Here is a 16,580-nt window from a genome sequence, read left to right on the forward strand (position 1 = left end):
CGGAGTCAGCGGCCGGCGCGAGCCACCGAGAGGGCTTCGGCCATCGCGGCCACCGGCGCAGCGACCCCGGTGAAGTGTTCGAACTGGCCGACCGCCTGGGCCAGCAGCAGATCCAGACCGGAGACGATCCGGCAGCCTGCGGCCTGTGCGGCGGCGGCCATCGGCGTCGGCCACGGGTCGTAGAGGGCGTCGAAATAGACGGTGGTGGGCCGCCAGGCGATCCGGTCGGCGAGGGGGTCGGCCACCCCCTTGGGCACGGTGGAGACGAGCACGTCGGCGCCGGCGTGCACGGGTGCGGTCTCCCAGCCGGCTCCGGTGAACGGCACGCCGAGACCGGCTGCCACCGGCCGCAACGCCTCGATCGCCGCCGGACGGCGGGCCAGCACGGTCACCGAGGAGGCTCCAAGCCGCGCCGCCGCGGTCAGCGCCGCCCGGGCGGTACCCCCGGCGCCGAGGATGGTGACGCTGCCGCCCGGCACCACTCCCGCCCCGGTCAGCACCGCCACCATGCCGGTTACGTCGGTGTTGTCGGCGTACCAGGAACCGTCGGGGCGCCGGACAAGGGTGTTGGCGGCCCCGGCCGCGGCAGCCGTCGCGGAAACCTCCGCGGCCACGGTCAGCGCCACTTCCTTCAGCGGCATGGTCAGCGACAGACCTGCCCACTCGGGACCGAGGCCGGCCACCAGGTCGGGCAGCTCGGCCTCGGCACACTCGATCGCTGTGTAGGACCAGGCGGTCAGCCCGGCCGCCGCGTACCCGGCGCTGTGGATCACCGGGGAGAGGGAATGGGCGATCGGCTTGCCGAGCACCGCCGCCCGGTGCGAGGTCGTCATTTCAGGACGCCGGCCGCCCGTGCCTTCTCCTGGTTGCGCTCATGTTCGGCATAGTCGTCGGTGAAGGCCGAGTTGCCCTGCTTGTCGATCGCGACGAAGTAGAGCCAGTTGCCCGGGGTCGGCTTCATCGCCGCCTCCAGAGCATGCTTGCCCGGGCTGTTGATCGGGGTGGCGACCAGACCCTTGAGCTTGCGGCTGTAGTCGTGGCTGTCGTCGAGCAGGTCGTCCAGGTTCATGTCACCGGAGGATTTGGTGGACTGGCCGGTCATCTCCAGGTGGTAGTTGACCGTGACGTCCATCTCCAGGCAGCTACAGGGGAAGGTGCCGCTGTAGACGCGGTTGTAGGCGACCCGGGCCACCTTGCCGAGGTCCTCGGCGGTGCCCGCCTCGGCCTGCGCCAGCGACGCCACGATCAGCGCCTCGTACGGGCTGATCCCGCCCCGTTCGCTCTCCACCGTCTTGGTGAAGTCCATCCCCTCGGTGACCTTGAGGAAGTTCGCCACCATCAGCTTGAGCATGCCCTCGGCGGTGACGTCGGTGGGCATCTCGTACGTGTCGGGGTAGAGGAAGCCCTCGATGGAGCGCACCGACTTGCCGCCGTCGTTGCGGGTGAACCACCACTTCGGCACACCGAGCGCCTCGGGGTTCCTCGCCGCCTTGGCGAACTCCTTCTCCGGAATGCCGGTCTTCTCCGAGAGGATCTTGAACGTCTGGAGCATGGTGCGCCCCTCGGGAATGGTGATCCCGTTGACGCTGCGGTTGCTCGGATCGAGCAGGAAGGCGAGGGCGAACTCGGCCTTCATCTCCTTGCGGAGCGTGTAGCTGCCCGGCTGAATGTTCTTGGCCTTGGAGTTCTTGTCCGCCTCGGCGATGAAGGCCTTGGCGCTCTTGACCACACCCGCCTCGTAGAGGACGTCGCCGATGTCGGCCAGGAACGCGCCCTCCGGGATCACGACGGTCACCTCTTCGGTGCCGCCCCCCTCGTAGTCGGGCGTGCTGAAGAAACCCGCCGCCTTGTCGTAGCCGTACCAGGCGCCGCCGCCGAGGCCGCCGAGCAGGACCAGGGTCATCAGCAGCGCGAAGACAGTCTTGCCGCGGCCGGACTTCTTCTTTTTCTGCTTGCGCTTGCGGACGTAGCTGTGCCGGTGGCGGCCCTTCTCGCCGCGCTCCGCGTCACGATCGTCGAACTCGAGGTCCAACTCGTCGATCATCAGGTCCGCCTCCGCCGCCCGTCCAGCCAACTCTGCAGGATCTCGACTGCGGCAGCCTGGTCGACCACCGCGCGCTGACGCTTCCCCCGGACCCCCCGCTCGGCCAGCCTACGAGAAGCAACGACCGTAGACATCCGCTCGTCACTGAGCAGAACGGGGACCGGCGCGATCACGTCGGTCAAACGGGCAGCGTACGCCTTGACGTGCTCCGCCGCAGGACCGTGTTTGCCGGCCAGGTTGACCGGCAGGCCGACCACCACCTCGATCACCTGGTGTTCGGTGATCAGAGCGGCGATCTCGGCCATGTCCGTCGGCAGCTCGTCCGGCTTGGCGTCCAGGTGACGGGCCACCGTGCGCAGCGGTGTGGCCAGAATGCCGTCCGGGTCGGAGATCGCCACCCCGACCCGGACCTGGCCGACGTCCACGCCCAGACGCGGGCCTCGCAGCTGGGCGCTCACGCGTCGGCAACCGCCTTCTCCACCGAGGCCAGCAGGGTCGGCGCCTCCTCGGCGGGCAGGCCGCCTCCCTGGGCGAGGTCGGCGTTGCCGCCGCCCCGGCCGTGCAGGGCCGCCTTGACCAGGTCGGCCGCGCTCAGGCCACGGCTCTTCGCCGCCGCGTTGACCGCCACCACCAGGGATGCCTTGCCGTTGGCGCGGGCCGCCACGGCCACCACCGCCGGACGGGCCGGGTCGATCTTGCCGCGGATCTCCTGGGTCAGCGTCCGCACGTCGTTGCCGGCCGCGCCCTCCGGGGCGAGGGTGCCGACGTACGCGACTCCACGCACGTCCTTGGCCGCGTCCGCCAGCGCACCGGCGGAGCCGAGCACCATCTGGGCGCGCAGCTTCTCCAGCTCCCGCTCGGCGTCACGCAGCTGGGAGACGGTCTGCTCCACCCGGTCGACGACCTGCTCGTTCGGCACCCGGTACAGCTCCGCCAGCCGGGAGACCATCAGGTGTTCCTTGGCCAGGAAGTGGAAGGCGTCCAGGCCGACCAGCGCCTCGACCCGGCGCACCCCGGAGCCGATCGACGACTCCGAGAGGATCTTCACCAGGCCGAGCTGGGCGGAGCGGGAGACGTGCGTGCCGCCGCAGAGCTCGCGGGCGTAGTCGCCCACCTCGACGACGCGGACCTCGTCGCCGTACTTCTCACCGAAGAGCGCCATCGCGCCGAGCCGACGCGCCTCCTCCTGGCTGGTGACGAAGGCGTGCACCTCCAGGTCGGCCAGAAGCACCTCGTTGACCTGCTGCTCGACGTCCTTGAGCACGCTCGGCGAAACGCCCGTGGGAGTGTTGAAGTCGAACCGCAGCCGGCCCGGAGCGTTGAGCGAACCCGCCTGGGTGGCCGACTCTCCGAGGAAGTTGCGCATCGTCTGGTGCACCAGGTGGGTGGCGGTGTGCGAACGGGAGACCGCCCGCCGCCGCGTCACGTCGATCTCGGCGAAGCCGGTCTCGCCGCTGCGCACCTCACCGCGGACCACCCGCGCCCGGTGCACGATCAGCCCCGGTACGGGCTGCTGCACGTCGAGGACCTCGACCTGCCCGCCGCCGACGGTGATCAGGCCAAGGTCGGGCTGCTGGCCACCGCCCTCGGCGTAGAAGGGGGTCGCGTCGAGCACCAGCTCGATCGTGTCGCCCTCGACCGCCGCGGTGACCGCCTCGCCGCCGGCGAGCAGCGCCCGCACGGTCGACTCACGGGAGACCTCGGTGTAACCGGTGAAGAGGACCGGGCCGCCGGCGTCCAGCGCCGACCGGTACGCCGACAGGTCGGTGTGGCCGGTCTTGCGCGCCAGCGCGTCGGCCTTCGCCCGGGACCGCTGGTCGGCCATCAGCCGGCGGAAGCCCTCGGCGTCGACACCGAGCCCCTGCTCGGCGGCGATCTCCAGGGTCAGGTCGATCGGGAAGCCGTACGTGTCGTGCAGCTGGAAGGCCTTCTCACCGGAGAGCGCCGGCGTGCCGGCGGTCTTGGTCTCGGCGATCGCGGTGTCCAGGATCGTGGTCCCGGCCCGCAGCGTGGAGAGGAACGCCTCCTCCTCCGCGTACGCGTACTGCGAGATCCGGTCGAAGTCAGTGGCGAGCTCCGGGTAGGAGGGCGCCATGCAGTCGCGGGCGACCGGCAGCAGCTCCGGCAGCGCGGCGCCCTGCCAGCCGAGCAGGCGCATCGCCCGGATCGAGCGGCGCATGATGCGGCGCAGCACGTAGCCGCGCCCCTCGTTGGTGGGGATCACCCCGTCGCCGATGAGCATCAGCGCGGTCCGCACGTGGTCGGCGACAACCCGCAGCCGTACGTCGTCGGGGTGCGACTCGCTGGCGACCTGGCCGGAGTGCGCGCCGTACCGCTTGCCGGTCAGCTCGGCGGCGCGGGCCAAGATCGGGCGCACCTCGTCGATCTCGTAGAGGTTGTCGACGCCCTGCAGGATGGAGGCCATCCGCTCCAGGCCCATGCCGGTGTCGATGTTCTTCGCCGGCAGCTCCCCGACGATGCGGAACTCCTCTTTGCTCCGGACGTCGGCGATCTCGTACTGCATGAAGACGAGGTTCCAGTACTCCATGTACCGGTCCTCGTCGACCTCCGGGCCGCCCTCGCGGCCGTAGGCGGGGCCGCGGTCGTAGAAGAGCTCGGAGCAGGGCCCGGCCGGGCCGGGGATCCCCATCGACCAGAAGTTGTCCTTCTTGCCGCGGCGCACGATGCGCTCGGCGGGCACGCCGACGGAGCGCCAGATCTCGTACGCCTCGTCGTCGTCGAGGTAGACCGTCGGCCAGATGCGCTCCGGGTCGAGCCCGAATCCGCCCTCGTCGACGCTCTTGGTGGAGAGCTCCCAGGCCAGTGGAATTGCGCCGGCCTTGAAGTAGTCACCGAAGGAGAAGTTGCCGTTCATCTGGAAGAACGTGCCGTGCCGGCTGGTCTTGCCGACCTCGTCGATGTCCGGCGTGCGGATGCACTTCTGCACGCTGGTCGCGCGCGGGTACGGCGCAGTCTGCTGCCCCAGGAAGTAGGGGACGAACTGCACCATGCCGGCGTTGATGAACAGCAGGTTCGGATCGCTGATGGCGGGCAGCGGAGCGGACGGCACCACCGTGTGGCCGTTCGCCTCGAAATGGGCGAGGAACCGCCGCTTGATCTCCGCCGTCTTCATCGCTGATGTTCCTCCGGAAAGATGTTTCGGTCACCGATGCGCGGGTCCTCCCGCAGCTCGGCGAACTGGTCGTCGAACGCCACACCATCGGCGAACGCCTGGTGGATCTCCGCCTCCCGCTCGGCCATGCCGATGCGGACGTCCTCCACGAAGCCGCGCAGCTCCTCCACCAGCGAACCGGCGGACTCGGTCAGCGACGTGGCGATCCCCGCCGGAGTGTATGCCTGTGCGGTACGGGTGAGCTTGCGCACCACCAGTGCACCGACGGCCAGACCCACACCCAGCCACAGCAGACGCCTCATGTCCTATCCTCCCGCTTCGCCGTCGAGCCGGTTCAGCTGACCCCGCGCTTGGCGGCGCGGCGCTGCTGCTTGATGGTGTCGCGGACCTCGCGCTCGCTCTCGGCCCGCCGGCGGGCGGAGGCGGCGCGGCGCACTCCGTAGCCGAACGAGGCGACCTTCACCAGCGGGTTGGCCGCCGCGGCCGAGACAACGGTGGCGAGGTTGGCGACGTTCGCGGTGACGTTCTGCGCGTGGCCGGTCATCGTGTCGATCTTCGCGAGCTGCAGGTTGACGCCGTCGAGCGAGGTCTGCACCTGCGTGAGCGCGACATTGACGTTGTCGACGGTGCTGTTGACGTTGCCGAGCAACGCCGGGAGCTGGTCGTTCAGCTCGGTGACGGAGCGCGTCGCGGCGTCGACGGTGTGCCGCAGCCGCAGAATCGGCACGGCCAGCACCAGTACCAGCATCAGAAACGCCCCGGCCGCGACGAGTGCCGCGATCTCCACGCCATCCACGCCTGTCCTCCTCCAGCAGAAAGTATCCGCGGCACCGTGCCGCCGAACGCGAGCATGATCAAGCCGCGCTGCCGCGCTCACCCACAGTCACAGGGAGCACAGCGGCACGAAAGAGCCCACCAGCCCCAGACCCTACCGGCAGTGACGGAAGTCGGCCTCACGACGGCCCGGGTCGTCAATCCGAGCCTTCCTCCTCCGGATCGGGGTAGAGCTCGGTCGGCGACGGCTGGGGTGCCGGCCGTGGCCGGGTGCGCTCGTCGGCGATCGCGTCGCGGATCTTCATCGAGACCAGCGCACCCTCGCAGTCCTCAGGGTCGGGCGCGGCGGCTTTCGGCTCGACCGGGGCCTCAGGGTTGGCGGCCAGGCAGGCCGGCGGACGTACCCACAGGTCGAGGGTGAGCTCGTCTCGCCGCCAGCAGGTGTACTCCCCCTCGGTCTTCTGCTCGGGGCAGGGCCGGGCATCCCACCGCTGCCAGCCGGAGGCGAGCAGCGCTTCCCGGTAGACCTCGGCGGTCTGCTCGGCGGGCTGCTCGGAGCGGGTGGTGCGCTCGCGCAACCGGCATTCGAGCAGGCACCAGCGGCTGCCGGAGACCTCGTCGACGGCGGCCGTGTTGGCCCAGGCCGGCACCGGCAGCTCGTCCAGCAGGCCGAAGGCGGGGTCCTCCTGCTGGGCCCGGACGGCGAAGAACGCCGGCAGCAGACCGAGCAGCAGGATGCTGAAGCCGATCAGGACCGCGAGGCGCATCTGACGGTCGGCGCGCATCCGCCGCCGCACCTCCGCCCGTACCCCCGAGCCGCCCGCGGACGGCTCGGCGTCCGCATCGGCGAGGTCGGTGTCCGGCTCGTCGTACGGCTCCTCGCGGCCGCCGCCGTGCAGGCCGCCACCGTGGAGAGCGCCGCCGGCGGGGCGGCCGGGTGGCGGTACGGCTGCTGCCCGCACCGGCGCAGCGGCGGCAGCTCGCCCCGGGTGCGCGTCGACGGGGGCGGCGGCCGGCGGTGGCACGGCGGCGCCGGTGGCCCGACCGGGCGCCGTGGGAGCGGCTCGACCGGGCCCAGTGCCTGCCGGTGGAACCGGCCGGCGTTCCCAGCCGCCACTCGGAGTCGGCTCCTCCGCACCGCGGCCAGGTCGCGGCCCCCTGCCGCCGTCCGGGATCGGCTCACGCGGGTCGTGGCCCGGTCCCGCCGCAGGCCGGGGCCAGCCGCCGCTCGGCGTCGGCTCCTCCGGGCGGTGTCCGCCCGCGGGCGGGCGCGCGCGGCCGCCGAGGGGCGGCCGCTGGTCATCGTGATTGCGGCCGCGCCGGGCCGAGGGCTCGCCGCCGCCACCGGGGGCCGGCCACCCGGCCGGGCCGGTCGGGCCGGTCGGGCCGGTCGGTTCGTCACCGGCAGCGCCGCGCACCGGCCGACCGGGCCCCGGGGCACCGGGGAAGGGCGGCTGCTCGTGCTGCGGGCCGGCCGGAGGCGGGACGGCCGCGGCCCCGGTCGGCTCGGCGCCCCGGCGGTGCCCACCGGCAGCCGGCGGTCCCGCCTCGGTCGGCGCGGCGGGACGACCGAGCGGGCTGCGGCCCAACCCGGCGAAGGTCCCGGGCGGTGCGGCCTGGCGCTGCTGCGGCGGGCCGGCCGGCCCGACCGCACCGGGGGGCGTCCGGGCCGGCGATGGCGGCTGGGCCCACTGTCCGGTGGCGGCGGCGTCGTCGGCGGCACGGCGCGGCGGCGGCGGCGGTTCGTCGGCGGGGCGGGGCGGTGCAGGCGGCTCGGGAGCGCGGCGCGGCGCCGGCTGCGGTGGAACGGGACGGCCCGACCCGGCGCCACCGGGGCCGAGGTCGGCCTGCTGGGCCTTGGCGGTCCGCAGGTCGTCGATCCACCCGAGTTCCTCGGGGTTGACCGGCTCCTCGGCGGGCGCCTCGCCTCGGCCGCGCCCCCAGCGGCGCCCCTTCGCGCGAGCAGAATCCTGCTCCTCCGGCCCGTCTTCCGGCCGCTCCGGCTGGCGCCTCACTGGTGGTCCTTCCCGGCGGCGACCGGGCCGCCTTGAGTTGCCGTGCTCTGCCCGGACGGCTCGTCGGCCGGCCGGGGCGCCTCTCCCCGCACGATGCGCCGCAGCAGCGGCAGCCGGGTGGCGACCGCCCGTTCGGCGCCGTGCTCGGTGGGGCGGTAGTAGTCGACCGCCACGAGGTCGTCCGGCGGGTACTGCTGGGTCACGACACCGCGCTGGTCGTCGTGCGGATAGCGGTAGCCGGTGCCGTGTCCGAGCCCCTTGGCGCCGGCGTAGTGGGCGTCGCGCAGCGCGCGGGGCACCCCGCCGCCACGGCCGGCCCGTACGTCGGCGATGGCCGCCCCGATGGCCGCGGTGGCCGAGTTCGACTTCGGCGCGGTGGCGAGGTGGATCACCGCCTGGGCCAGGTTGAGCTGTGCCTCGGGCAGTCCGACGTACTCCACGGCGTGGGCCGCGGCGGTGGCGACGCTCAGCGCGCTCGGGTCGGCCATGCCGACGTCCTCGCTCGCGAAGATCACCAGCCGGCGGGCGATGAAGCGGGCGTCCTCCCCGGCGACCAGCATCCGGGCCAGCCAGTGCAGGGCGGCATCGACGTCGGAGCCGCGCATGCTCTTGATGAAGGCGCTCACCACGTCGTAGTGGGCGTCGCCGTCACGGTCGTAGCGCACCGCGGCGATGTCGACGGCCTGCTCGGCGACGGCGAGGTCGATCTCGTCGGCGCCGCGGGCCCGCGCCGACTCCGCGGCGGCCTCCAGCGCCGTCAGCGCCTTGCGAACGTCACCGCCGGCGAGCCGGACCAGGTGCTCCTCGGCCTCCGATGTCAGGGTGACAGCCCCGCCCAGACCCCGGGCGTCGGTGACGGCCCGGCGGACCAGGGCACGCACCGCGTCCTCGGTGAGGGGTTGCAGGGTGAGCAGCACACAGCGCGACAGCAGCGGCGAGATCACCGAGAAGTACGGGTTCTCCGTGGTGGCCGCCAGCAGCGTGACGGTCCGGTCCTCGACGGCGGCGAGCAGCGAATCCTGCTGGGTCTTGCTGAACCGGTGGACCTCGTCGATGAAGAGCACCGTCGGCGGGCCGCCGACGCGGCGCTGGCGGCGGGCAGTCTCGATCACCGCGCGGACGTCCTTGACCCCGGCGGTCAGCGCGGACATCGCCACGAACCGGCGGTCGGTGGCGGCGGCGACCAGGTGCGCGATCGTGGTCTTGCCGCAGCCCGGCGGTCCCCAGAGGATCACCGACATCGGGCTGGAACCGCTCACCAGCTGGCGCAGCGGCGCACCCGGGGCGAGGAGGTGTTCCTGGCCGACGAGCTCGTCGAGGGCGGCTGGGCGCATCCGGACCGGCAGCGGGGAGCGTTCATCGGGTGCGGTGAAGCCGTCCACGCCGGGGCCGCCGGGCGCGCGCGGCGCCTCGCCCGGACCGGTGAGTGAGAAGAGGGCTTCGGAGTCCATCACGCAAGACAGTACCGGCCCGCCGCGCGCCTTCCGAAACTCGGCGCGGGGCGGGCCGGTGCCCGCGATCGGTGGTGTCAGCCACGACCCGGACGGCGGCCCCGGTACCAGCGGCCACCGTTGCCGCCGCCGGCGCCACGACCGGTGCCGACACCGGCCAGGTAGAGGGAGAGCAGCAGGAAGCCGATGAGCATCATGGTGTGGGCGTTGAAGAGGTCCGGGGCACCGAGGTTGGTGTCCAGCAGGTCGAGCAGGAGCGCGATGCCGAAGACAACGGCGGCGGCGATGGCGAGCATTTTCGTCCTCCTGTGGGGGTCCAGGTGTAGTTGTCCGCGGAGGTACCCCGCCGCCGCCCTCCGCAACCCCATAGATCAATTTCCTGCTTCAACTGATGCATTGGCAACCGGGGATGCCCGCCTCTCGCTGCCGGCTGCGCCCGCCGCTTCGGCCCCGGCGCCGTTCGCGCCGGGCGCCGCTGTCCCGCTGCCCGGTCCGCCGGCGGGCCGGGCGGGCAGATAGAGCGGGGCCGCCAGCGCCAGCACGACGGCGCCGGCCAGCATCGCGGTGGTGACCCCGGCGCTGTCGGCCAGCGCACCGAGCGCGATGCCGCCGAGGCCGGCCGCGGGCATCGCCACCATCGAGTTGAGGCTGATGACGCTGGTGCGGTACGGCCCGTCGACCTGGCGGTGCAGCAGCCCCATGTGCAGCGGATTGGCGGCGCCGTGCACCGCATAGCAGCCGAGGTAGGCCACCAGCACCCCGACCGGGCCGGCGAGCAGCCCCATCCCGACCACGGTGACGCCCTGCACGATCCGCAGCAGGGCGGCGGCGAGGGCGGTGCCGATGCGGCGTGACAGCAGCGGGACGCAGGCGGCGCCGCCGGCGCTGGCCAGCCAGGCCATCGCGCCGGCCGGTCCGAGCAGCGCGGCTGCCCGGTCGGGATCGCCGGCGACCTCGGCGAGCCGGACCGGCAGCAGCCCTTCGAAGGTCATCATCCCGAAGCCCCAGAAGAGTTCCACCGCCAGCAGGGCGAGCAGCACCCGGGAGCGGCGCACCAGCCCGAATGCCTGTCCCACCATGCGGGGGGCCTCGCGCACCGACGAGAGCATCGCCGCGGCGCCGCGGCGGGCGCGGGCTTCGGACAGGAGCGTCAGCAGGGCGACCAGATAGACCAGTTGCAGCGCGGCCGCCGGCAGCAGGGGCAGCGTCAGGGCGCTGACCGGGCCGATCGGGCCGAGGAGCACCAGACCGCCGCTGAGCAGCGCGCCGAAGGCGATCACCAGTCCGAGGACCGCGCCGCCGTGACCCAGGCCGCGTTCGTACTCGGCGTCGGGGTCGGCGGCGAGGGTGGCGTTGACGTACCAGGACTCCAGCGGTCCGCTGTCGAGTGCGCGGAAGACGCCCTGCAACGCGAAGACCGCGGCGAGCAGTGCGAAGGAGTCGGCGACGACGAAGAGCGCCAGCGACGCGAGGTTGACCGCCGAGGCGGCGACCAGGATCGGTTTGCTGCCGAGGGCGTCGGCGAATCCGCCAGTGGGAAGTTCGAGGGCGAGCACGACAAGGCCCTGCACGGAGACCGCCACGCCGATCTGCGCCAGGGTCAGCCCGCGCTCCTGCATCAGCAGGATGCTCACCGGGATCAGCAGGCCGCTGGGGAGCCAGCGCAGGGCGTGCAGGATCAGGTAGCGGTGCCGGATCCGGCGTACGGTCAGGGCGCTCATTGCTCTTGCTCGATGCGGGGGAAGAGGTTCACGAAGGCAATCACCTGCTCGGCATCCGGCTCGTCCGCAGGGGTGTCACGGCGGTAGCGCTCGACCACCTCGAAGAGCTCTCCCGTGAGCTCGCGCAGGCGCTGCGGGCCGATGGTGAGCAGGGCGTCGTTCAGGCTTGCGGCGTCGCGCCACTGCCGCGGGTACCGCTGCTGGGCGGCGAGCCAGCGCGCGGCGTAGTCGGCCTGGAAGCTGACCTGCTCGGCCTCCACCCACTGGGCAGCGGCGGTGGCGTCGGCGTCGCCCTCGAAGTCCGTGCCGCGCCAGCTGCTCACCTCGTGGCACGCGCGCCAGAACCGCTGCCGGCCGGTGCCGAGGTCCGGCGCCTCCTCGACGAGCCCGACCTCGGCGAGCTGCCGCAGGTGGTAGCTGGTGGCGCCGGTGTTGGTCGCCAGCTTCTCGGCGAGCGCGGTGGCGGTGGCGGGGCCGTCGGTGCGCAGCCGCCCGAGCAGCCGCAGCCGCAACGGGTGGGCCATCGCTCGCATCTGCCGGCTGTCGATCCGCACGGTACGGGGTGCCGGGACGGTGGTTCCATCTGCTGCCATGCATGCACAATACCTGTGCATAGTTTCCGTGCACAAGAAGTGTGCATGATTTCGACGCAGGTCAGGCGGCGAAGATCTCGCTCACCGCGCGCAGCCGGGTGGTGAGCAGCCCGACGGCCCGGCGGCTGTCGAGCCGTACGTCGGCGGGGCGGGCCTGTGGCTGGTCCGCGGCCCGGGCGGTCGCCAGCCGCGCGGGATCGATGCCGCGCCACCGCGCCACCAGCACGCCCAGCTCCGCGCGGCTGACCGCCTCGGGGCCGGCGACGTTGAGCACCCCGGCGTGGTCGGCGGCCGCCAGTTCGAGGACCGCCCCCGCCAGGTCCTGCACCGCGATCGGGCACCGGAACTCGTCGGTGAAGAGCCTCGCCCGGCCGTCGAGCGCGTCGAGGCAGAGCTGCACCTGTTTGCTGCGCTCGTCGCCGACGATCAGGGAGGTACGCACCAGCACCGCCCGCGGATCGATGGCGCGGACCGCCGTCTCGGCCGCGGCCTTCGCCGCCCCGTACGGGTAGACCGGCGTGGGCGCCACGTCGTCGCCGTACGGCGCGGGGCGGCCGGCGTGCAGGGCGTCGCTGGAGAGGTGCACCAGCCGCGCCCCGGCCTCGGCGGCGGCGAGCGCGACGTGGGCCGCCCCGTCGGCGGTGACCGCCCAGTCGTCGATCCGGTAGGCGGTGTTGACGACGACGTCCGGCCGCAGCCGGGTGATCAGGTCACGCACGGCGACCCGGTCACGCAGATCGAGCGGATACGACGGCACCCCCGGCAGTCGCACCGGCGTGCGGTGGACGGTGCCGGCCACCTGTTCCCCCGCCGCGACCGCCTGGCGGCACACCTCGCCACCGAGATACCCACCGGCCCCCACCACGAGCAGCATCACCCGCACCCCCTCCCCCGCGAACACGACGTCCCGGCCACGACGAGCGTGGCCGGGACGTCAGGATCGGTGCGACCGGCGGCCGCGGCAAGGCGGCGCGCGGTGGATCAGCTGGTGTGCTCCACCGGCGCCGCGGCGCCGGCGGTGCCGGCGTGCACCGGGGCGACCGGCGGCTTGGGCTTGGCGTCGATACCGGCCTCGGTCCGCTGCTGGGCGGTGATCGGCGTCGGCGCGGCGGTCAGCGGGTCGAAGCCGCCCCGGGTCTTCGGGAAGGCGATCACCTCACGGATGGAGTCCGCGCCGGCGAGCAGCATGCAGACCCGGTCCCAGCCAAAGGCGATGCCGCCGTGCGGCGGGGCGCCGTACTTGAACGCCTCCAGCAGGAAGCCGAACTTGTCCTGCGCCTCCTGCTCGCTGATACCGAGCAGGTCGAAGACGCGGGCCTGCACGTCGCCGCGGTGGATACGGATCGAGCCGCCGCCGATCTCGTTGCCGTTGCAGACAATGTCGTACGCGTACGCCAGCGCCCGGTCCGGCGCCGACTCGAAGTTGTCGACCCACTGCGAATTCGGCGAGGTGAACGGGTGGTGCACCGCCGTCCAGCCGCCCTCGTCGGTCCGCTCGAACATGGGCGCGTCGACGACCCAGCAGAACGCCCAGGCGTCGGCGTCGATCAGGCCGGCGCGCTTGCCGATCTCCAGGCGGGCCGCGCCGAGCAGCTCCTGCGCCTCGCGGGTGTCGGTGGAGGCGGCGAAGAAGATCGCGTCGCCGGGTTTGGCGCCGACGGCGTCGGCCAGGCCGCCCAGGTGCTCGGCGGAGAGGTTCTTGGCGACCGGGCCGCGGGCCTCGCCGGTCTCGGCGTCGAGCACCACGTACGCCAGGCCCTTGGCGCCGCGCGCCTTGGCCCAGTCCTGCCAGCCGTCGAGCTCCTTACGGCTCTGCGACGCGCCGCCGGGCATCACCACGGCGCCGACGTACCCGCCCGCGTCGATCGCCCCGGCGAAGACCCGGAAGCTGGTGCCGCGCAGGTAGTCGGTCAGCTCGGTCAGTTCCAGGCCGAAGCGCAGGTCCGGCTTGTCGGAGCCGTAACGGGCCATCGCGTCGTGCCAGGTGATGCGCGGGATGGGCTGGGAGATCTCGTGACCGGCCAGCTCCTTCCAGAGCGCGGTGACGATGCTCTCGCCGAGGGAGATGACGTCGTCCTCGGTGACGAATGACATCTCGATGTCGAGCTGGGTGAACTCCGGCTGCCGGTCGGCGCGGAAGTCCTCGTCCCGGTAGCAGCGGGCGATCTGGTAGTAGCGCTCCATGCCGCCGACCATCAGCAGCTGCTTGAACAGCTGCGGCGACTGCGGCAGGGCGTACCAGGTGCCGGGCTGGAGCCGGACGGGCACCAGGAAGTCGCGGGCGCCCTCGGGGGTCGACCGGGTCAGGGTCGGGGTCTCGATCTCGACGAAGTCGCGCTCGTGCAGCAGGCTGCGGGCGATGTGGTTGGCCCGCGAACGCAGCCGCAGGGCGCCCGACGGGCCGCTGCGGCGCAGGTCCAGGTAGCGGTACTTGAGGCGGATGTCGTCGCCGGCCTCGATCTGGTCGTCGACGGGCAGCGGCAGTGGGGCGGACTCGGAGAGGACGACCAGCTCGGTGGCGGTCACCTCGATCTCACCGGTCGGCAGCTCCGGGTTCTCGTTGCCCTCGGGGCGGCGGGTCACCTCGCCGGTCACCCGGACGCAGAACTCGTTGCGCAGCGCGTGCGCGTCCTCCTCGCGGAAGACCACCTGGACGACACCGGAGGCGTCCCGCAGGTCGACGAAGATCACACCGCCGTGGTCGCGCCGGCGGGCCACCCATCCGGCGAGCGTCACCGTCGAGCCGGCGTCCGTCGCGCGCAGGCTGCCGGCGTCATGGGTACGGATCACGACAGGAGTCTCCTCATCTGCGGTACTGGTTTCCCCTGGCATTCTGTCAGCCCTCCCCCGCGCCCGGTTGCGGGGTGAGGAGAAGACGGCAGCGGCGGGACCGGACCACACTGTCCGGCCCCGCCGCCCGTACGAGGTCAGCTCAGTTGATGCTCACGACCGTGCCAGCCCCGTTCGGGTACTCGATGTAGCCGGTGTGCACCCCTTCGGGCACCCCCGACCAGGTGGCGGTGAGCGTCAGCGGAACCCCGGGGGTCACCTTGGGCTTGTCCGGGGAGACCATCAGGTCGCCGACGCCGCCCTCTCCGTTGACCAGGTTCGCCTGGACGGTGAACTGCATCTCCGTGGCGCCAGGGTGCTCCAAGGACAGGACGATGAGGGTGTACACGCCGGGTGCGGGGTTCGGGACGAGGAACCGCTGTTCAGCCGCCCGCTGGGAACCCACCTGGAAGTCCGTCTGCCCGTTCCAGAAGAGGATGCCTGCGAGCCACGCCTGCTGGTCGTCCGCGCTGCTGATGATCTCCAGCGCCTTCGTGCCGGCCGGCACCGAGATCTGGAACTCCCTGCCCAAGACGTCCTGGTCCGTGACCGAGCCGAACACCTGTGGCCCTGCGACCGCCTTGTACGCCTTGATCCGGAACTTCTCGACCATCGGGGTCACCTCGAAGGAGAGCGAGCCGGCCGGGCCGCTGCCCTTCACCTGAACCGGCGCGTCCACGACCTGCGGGGTCACCACGATCGGGCTGCGCACCGTGGCGCCGGCACCCTTCCAGATCAGCGAACCGGTCGTCCGTGCGTTGGCGCCCGCGGGAGCCGACTTGATCTCCATGGTGAGGGTGAACGTCCGGCTCTGCCCCGCCTCGGTGAAACGCAGGGTGGAGGGGCTCACCTTGGTCTTGAACCCGGGCAGGTCGACCTTGGCGGTGTACACGCCGGGGGTGACAGCGGTGACCGTACGGGTGATGGTCTTGCCACCAGAAAGCCGGCCGACGCCGATGGACGGGTAGTTCAGGTCACTGCCCTGGATCGGAGCGACCCCGGAACCGGTCTGGTGGCCCAGCCCTTCCAGGTAGCCCAGCCACTCCTGCGGTGACGTGTCGTAGACCAGACCGGGGTTGAGCATCCGGGTCGGGTCGACGTGGCCCGCGCCCTGGGTGAAGACGTCGGTGTTCCGCTCGCCGGTTGCGGTCTTGGTGTCGTACGTGGTGGTCATCATCGCGGACTTGACCGTCGCCGGCGACCAGAGCGGGTGCTTGGCGAGGTAGAGCGCGGCCAGACCGGCGATGTGCGGGGCGGCCATCGACGTGCCGGAGTAGAAGTCGAAGTTCTTCCCGTCGTTGCCCTGCGGGGCGACCGCCGCGAGGATCCCGACGCCGGGAGCGACGATGTCCGGCTTCAGCAGGTCCCTGTGCTGGCGCGAGGGGCCACGTGAGGAGAAGGGCGCCACCTGGGGGTACGGCAGGCTCGGGCCGGTCGGCAGCAGGGTGACCTGCGCGCCTGCGGTGGCCGCGTAGTCCAGCACGGTCTGCGTGTCGGGTGCGTTGATGTGTACGGTCGGCACGCCGTGCAGGTCCGCGCTGAGGTCCTGGTCGGTCGGGTTGCCCAGCACCATACCGACGCCGCCGGCCCGGGCGACCTCGGCAGACTTCTCGGGTCTCGCCACGACGCCACGCAGGCAGACGACCACCTTGCCGGCGACCTTCGTCGGGTCGAGGCTGCCGGCGACGCAGTTACCCGCGTCTTCGACGGTTGCGCTGGCGGCCTTCGCCGCCTCAGCGGTGATCAGTGGGTTGGGCCCGAGCGTCGCCCGGACCGTCGAGCTGGTGCCGGTGAAGCGGGAACCGTTGCCCAGTTCAATGCTCGCCGGGTACGGGGCGATCGTGCTGGCGCCCACCGTCATCTGCCATGGCTGGGTGTTGTCCATCGTCGACGCAGCCGGCCCGGAGTTACCCGCGGCAGCGGCGACGAAGACGCCCGCTGATGCCGCATTGAGGAAGGCCACCTGTGTCGCGTCGAGGGGCCCGGACTCACCGTCACCGCCCACGGAGTAGTTGATCAC

General features: G+C 72.4%; 14 protein-coding genes. All 14 read right to left on the minus strand.

Annotated features, from left to right (window positions below):
• Window positions 1–5: 5 nt before the first annotated feature.
• Window positions 6–833 (minus strand): shikimate dehydrogenase, encoded by an 828-nt coding sequence (locus tag ACK8GG_RS13775; protein WP_440356476.1) that lies wholly within the window; start codon window positions 831–833, stop codon window positions 6–8.
• Window positions 830–2,044 (minus strand): endolytic transglycosylase MltG, encoded by a 1,215-nt coding sequence (gene mltG / locus ACK8GG_RS13780; RefSeq protein WP_440356477.1) that lies wholly within the window; start codon window positions 2,042–2,044, stop codon window positions 830–832. The genes ACK8GG_RS13775 and mltG overlap by 4 nt, the downstream gene beginning before the upstream one ends.
• Window positions 2,044–2,502, minus strand: coding sequence for a Holliday junction resolvase RuvX (gene ruvX, locus ACK8GG_RS13785; RefSeq protein WP_440351840.1), 459 nt, complete (start codon window positions 2,500–2,502; stop codon window positions 2,044–2,046). The genes mltG and ruvX overlap by 1 nt, the downstream gene beginning before the upstream one ends.
• Window positions 2,499–5,177, minus strand: a complete 2,679-nt coding sequence (alaS, locus tag ACK8GG_RS13790; RefSeq protein WP_440351839.1) for an alanine--tRNA ligase — start codon at window positions 5,175–5,177, stop codon at window positions 2,499–2,501. The genes ruvX and alaS overlap by 4 nt, the downstream gene beginning before the upstream one ends.
• Entirely contained in the window at window positions 5,174–5,479 is a 306-nt protein-coding gene (locus tag ACK8GG_RS13795) for a hypothetical protein (RefSeq protein ID WP_440351838.1), read from the minus strand. Before ACK8GG_RS13795 ends, alaS begins: the two co-directional genes overlap by 4 nt.
• Window positions 5,480–5,511: 32 nt before the next feature.
• Window positions 5,512–5,973: a DUF948 domain-containing protein gene (locus ACK8GG_RS13800; protein WP_440351837.1), complete on the minus strand. Its 462-nt coding sequence runs from the start codon at window positions 5,971–5,973 to the stop codon at window positions 5,512–5,514.
• A 175-nt stretch (window positions 5,974–6,148) separates the two neighbouring features.
• Window positions 6,149–6,736 (minus strand): hypothetical protein, encoded by a 588-nt coding sequence (locus ACK8GG_RS13805; RefSeq protein ID WP_440351943.1) that lies wholly within the window; start codon window positions 6,734–6,736, stop codon window positions 6,149–6,151.
• Window positions 6,737–7,962: 1,226 nt separating this feature from the next.
• A complete protein-coding gene (locus ACK8GG_RS13810; protein ID WP_440353804.1) occupies window positions 7,963–9,417 on the minus strand; it encodes a replication-associated recombination protein A in 1,455 nt (484 codons plus the stop codon).
• A 77-nt stretch (window positions 9,418–9,494) separates the two neighbouring features.
• Window positions 9,495–9,713: a hypothetical protein gene (locus tag ACK8GG_RS13815; protein WP_440351835.1), complete on the minus strand. Its 219-nt coding sequence runs from the start codon at window positions 9,711–9,713 to the stop codon at window positions 9,495–9,497.
• A gap of 75 nt (window positions 9,714–9,788) precedes the next feature.
• Complete coding sequence (locus ACK8GG_RS13820; protein WP_440356478.1) at window positions 9,789–11,138, minus strand: MFS transporter; 1,350 nt, start codon at window positions 11,136–11,138, stop codon at window positions 9,789–9,791.
• Entirely contained in the window at window positions 11,135–11,731 is a 597-nt protein-coding gene (locus ACK8GG_RS13825; protein ID WP_440353802.1) for an ArsR/SmtB family transcription factor, read from the minus strand. The genes ACK8GG_RS13820 and ACK8GG_RS13825 overlap by 4 nt, the downstream gene beginning before the upstream one ends.
• A gap of 61 nt (window positions 11,732–11,792) precedes the next feature.
• Window positions 11,793–12,608, minus strand: a complete 816-nt coding sequence (locus tag ACK8GG_RS13830) for an SDR family oxidoreductase (RefSeq protein WP_440356479.1) — start codon at window positions 12,606–12,608, stop codon at window positions 11,793–11,795.
• A gap of 104 nt (window positions 12,609–12,712) precedes the next feature.
• Entirely contained in the window at window positions 12,713–14,521 is a 1,809-nt protein-coding gene (gene aspS / locus ACK8GG_RS13835) for an aspartate--tRNA ligase (protein WP_440351832.1), read from the minus strand.
• 142 nt (window positions 14,522–14,663) lie between these two features.
• The gene (locus ACK8GG_RS13840; protein ID WP_440356480.1) at window positions 14,664–16,580 is read right to left on the minus strand and encodes a S8 family serine peptidase; all 1,917 of its coding nucleotides are present in this window, start codon (window positions 16,578–16,580) and stop codon (window positions 14,664–14,666) included.

This window comes from Melissospora conviva, from assembly GCF_049523535.1.
Taxonomy (GTDB): Bacteria; Actinomycetota; Actinomycetes; order Mycobacteriales; family Micromonosporaceae; genus Melissospora; species Melissospora conviva.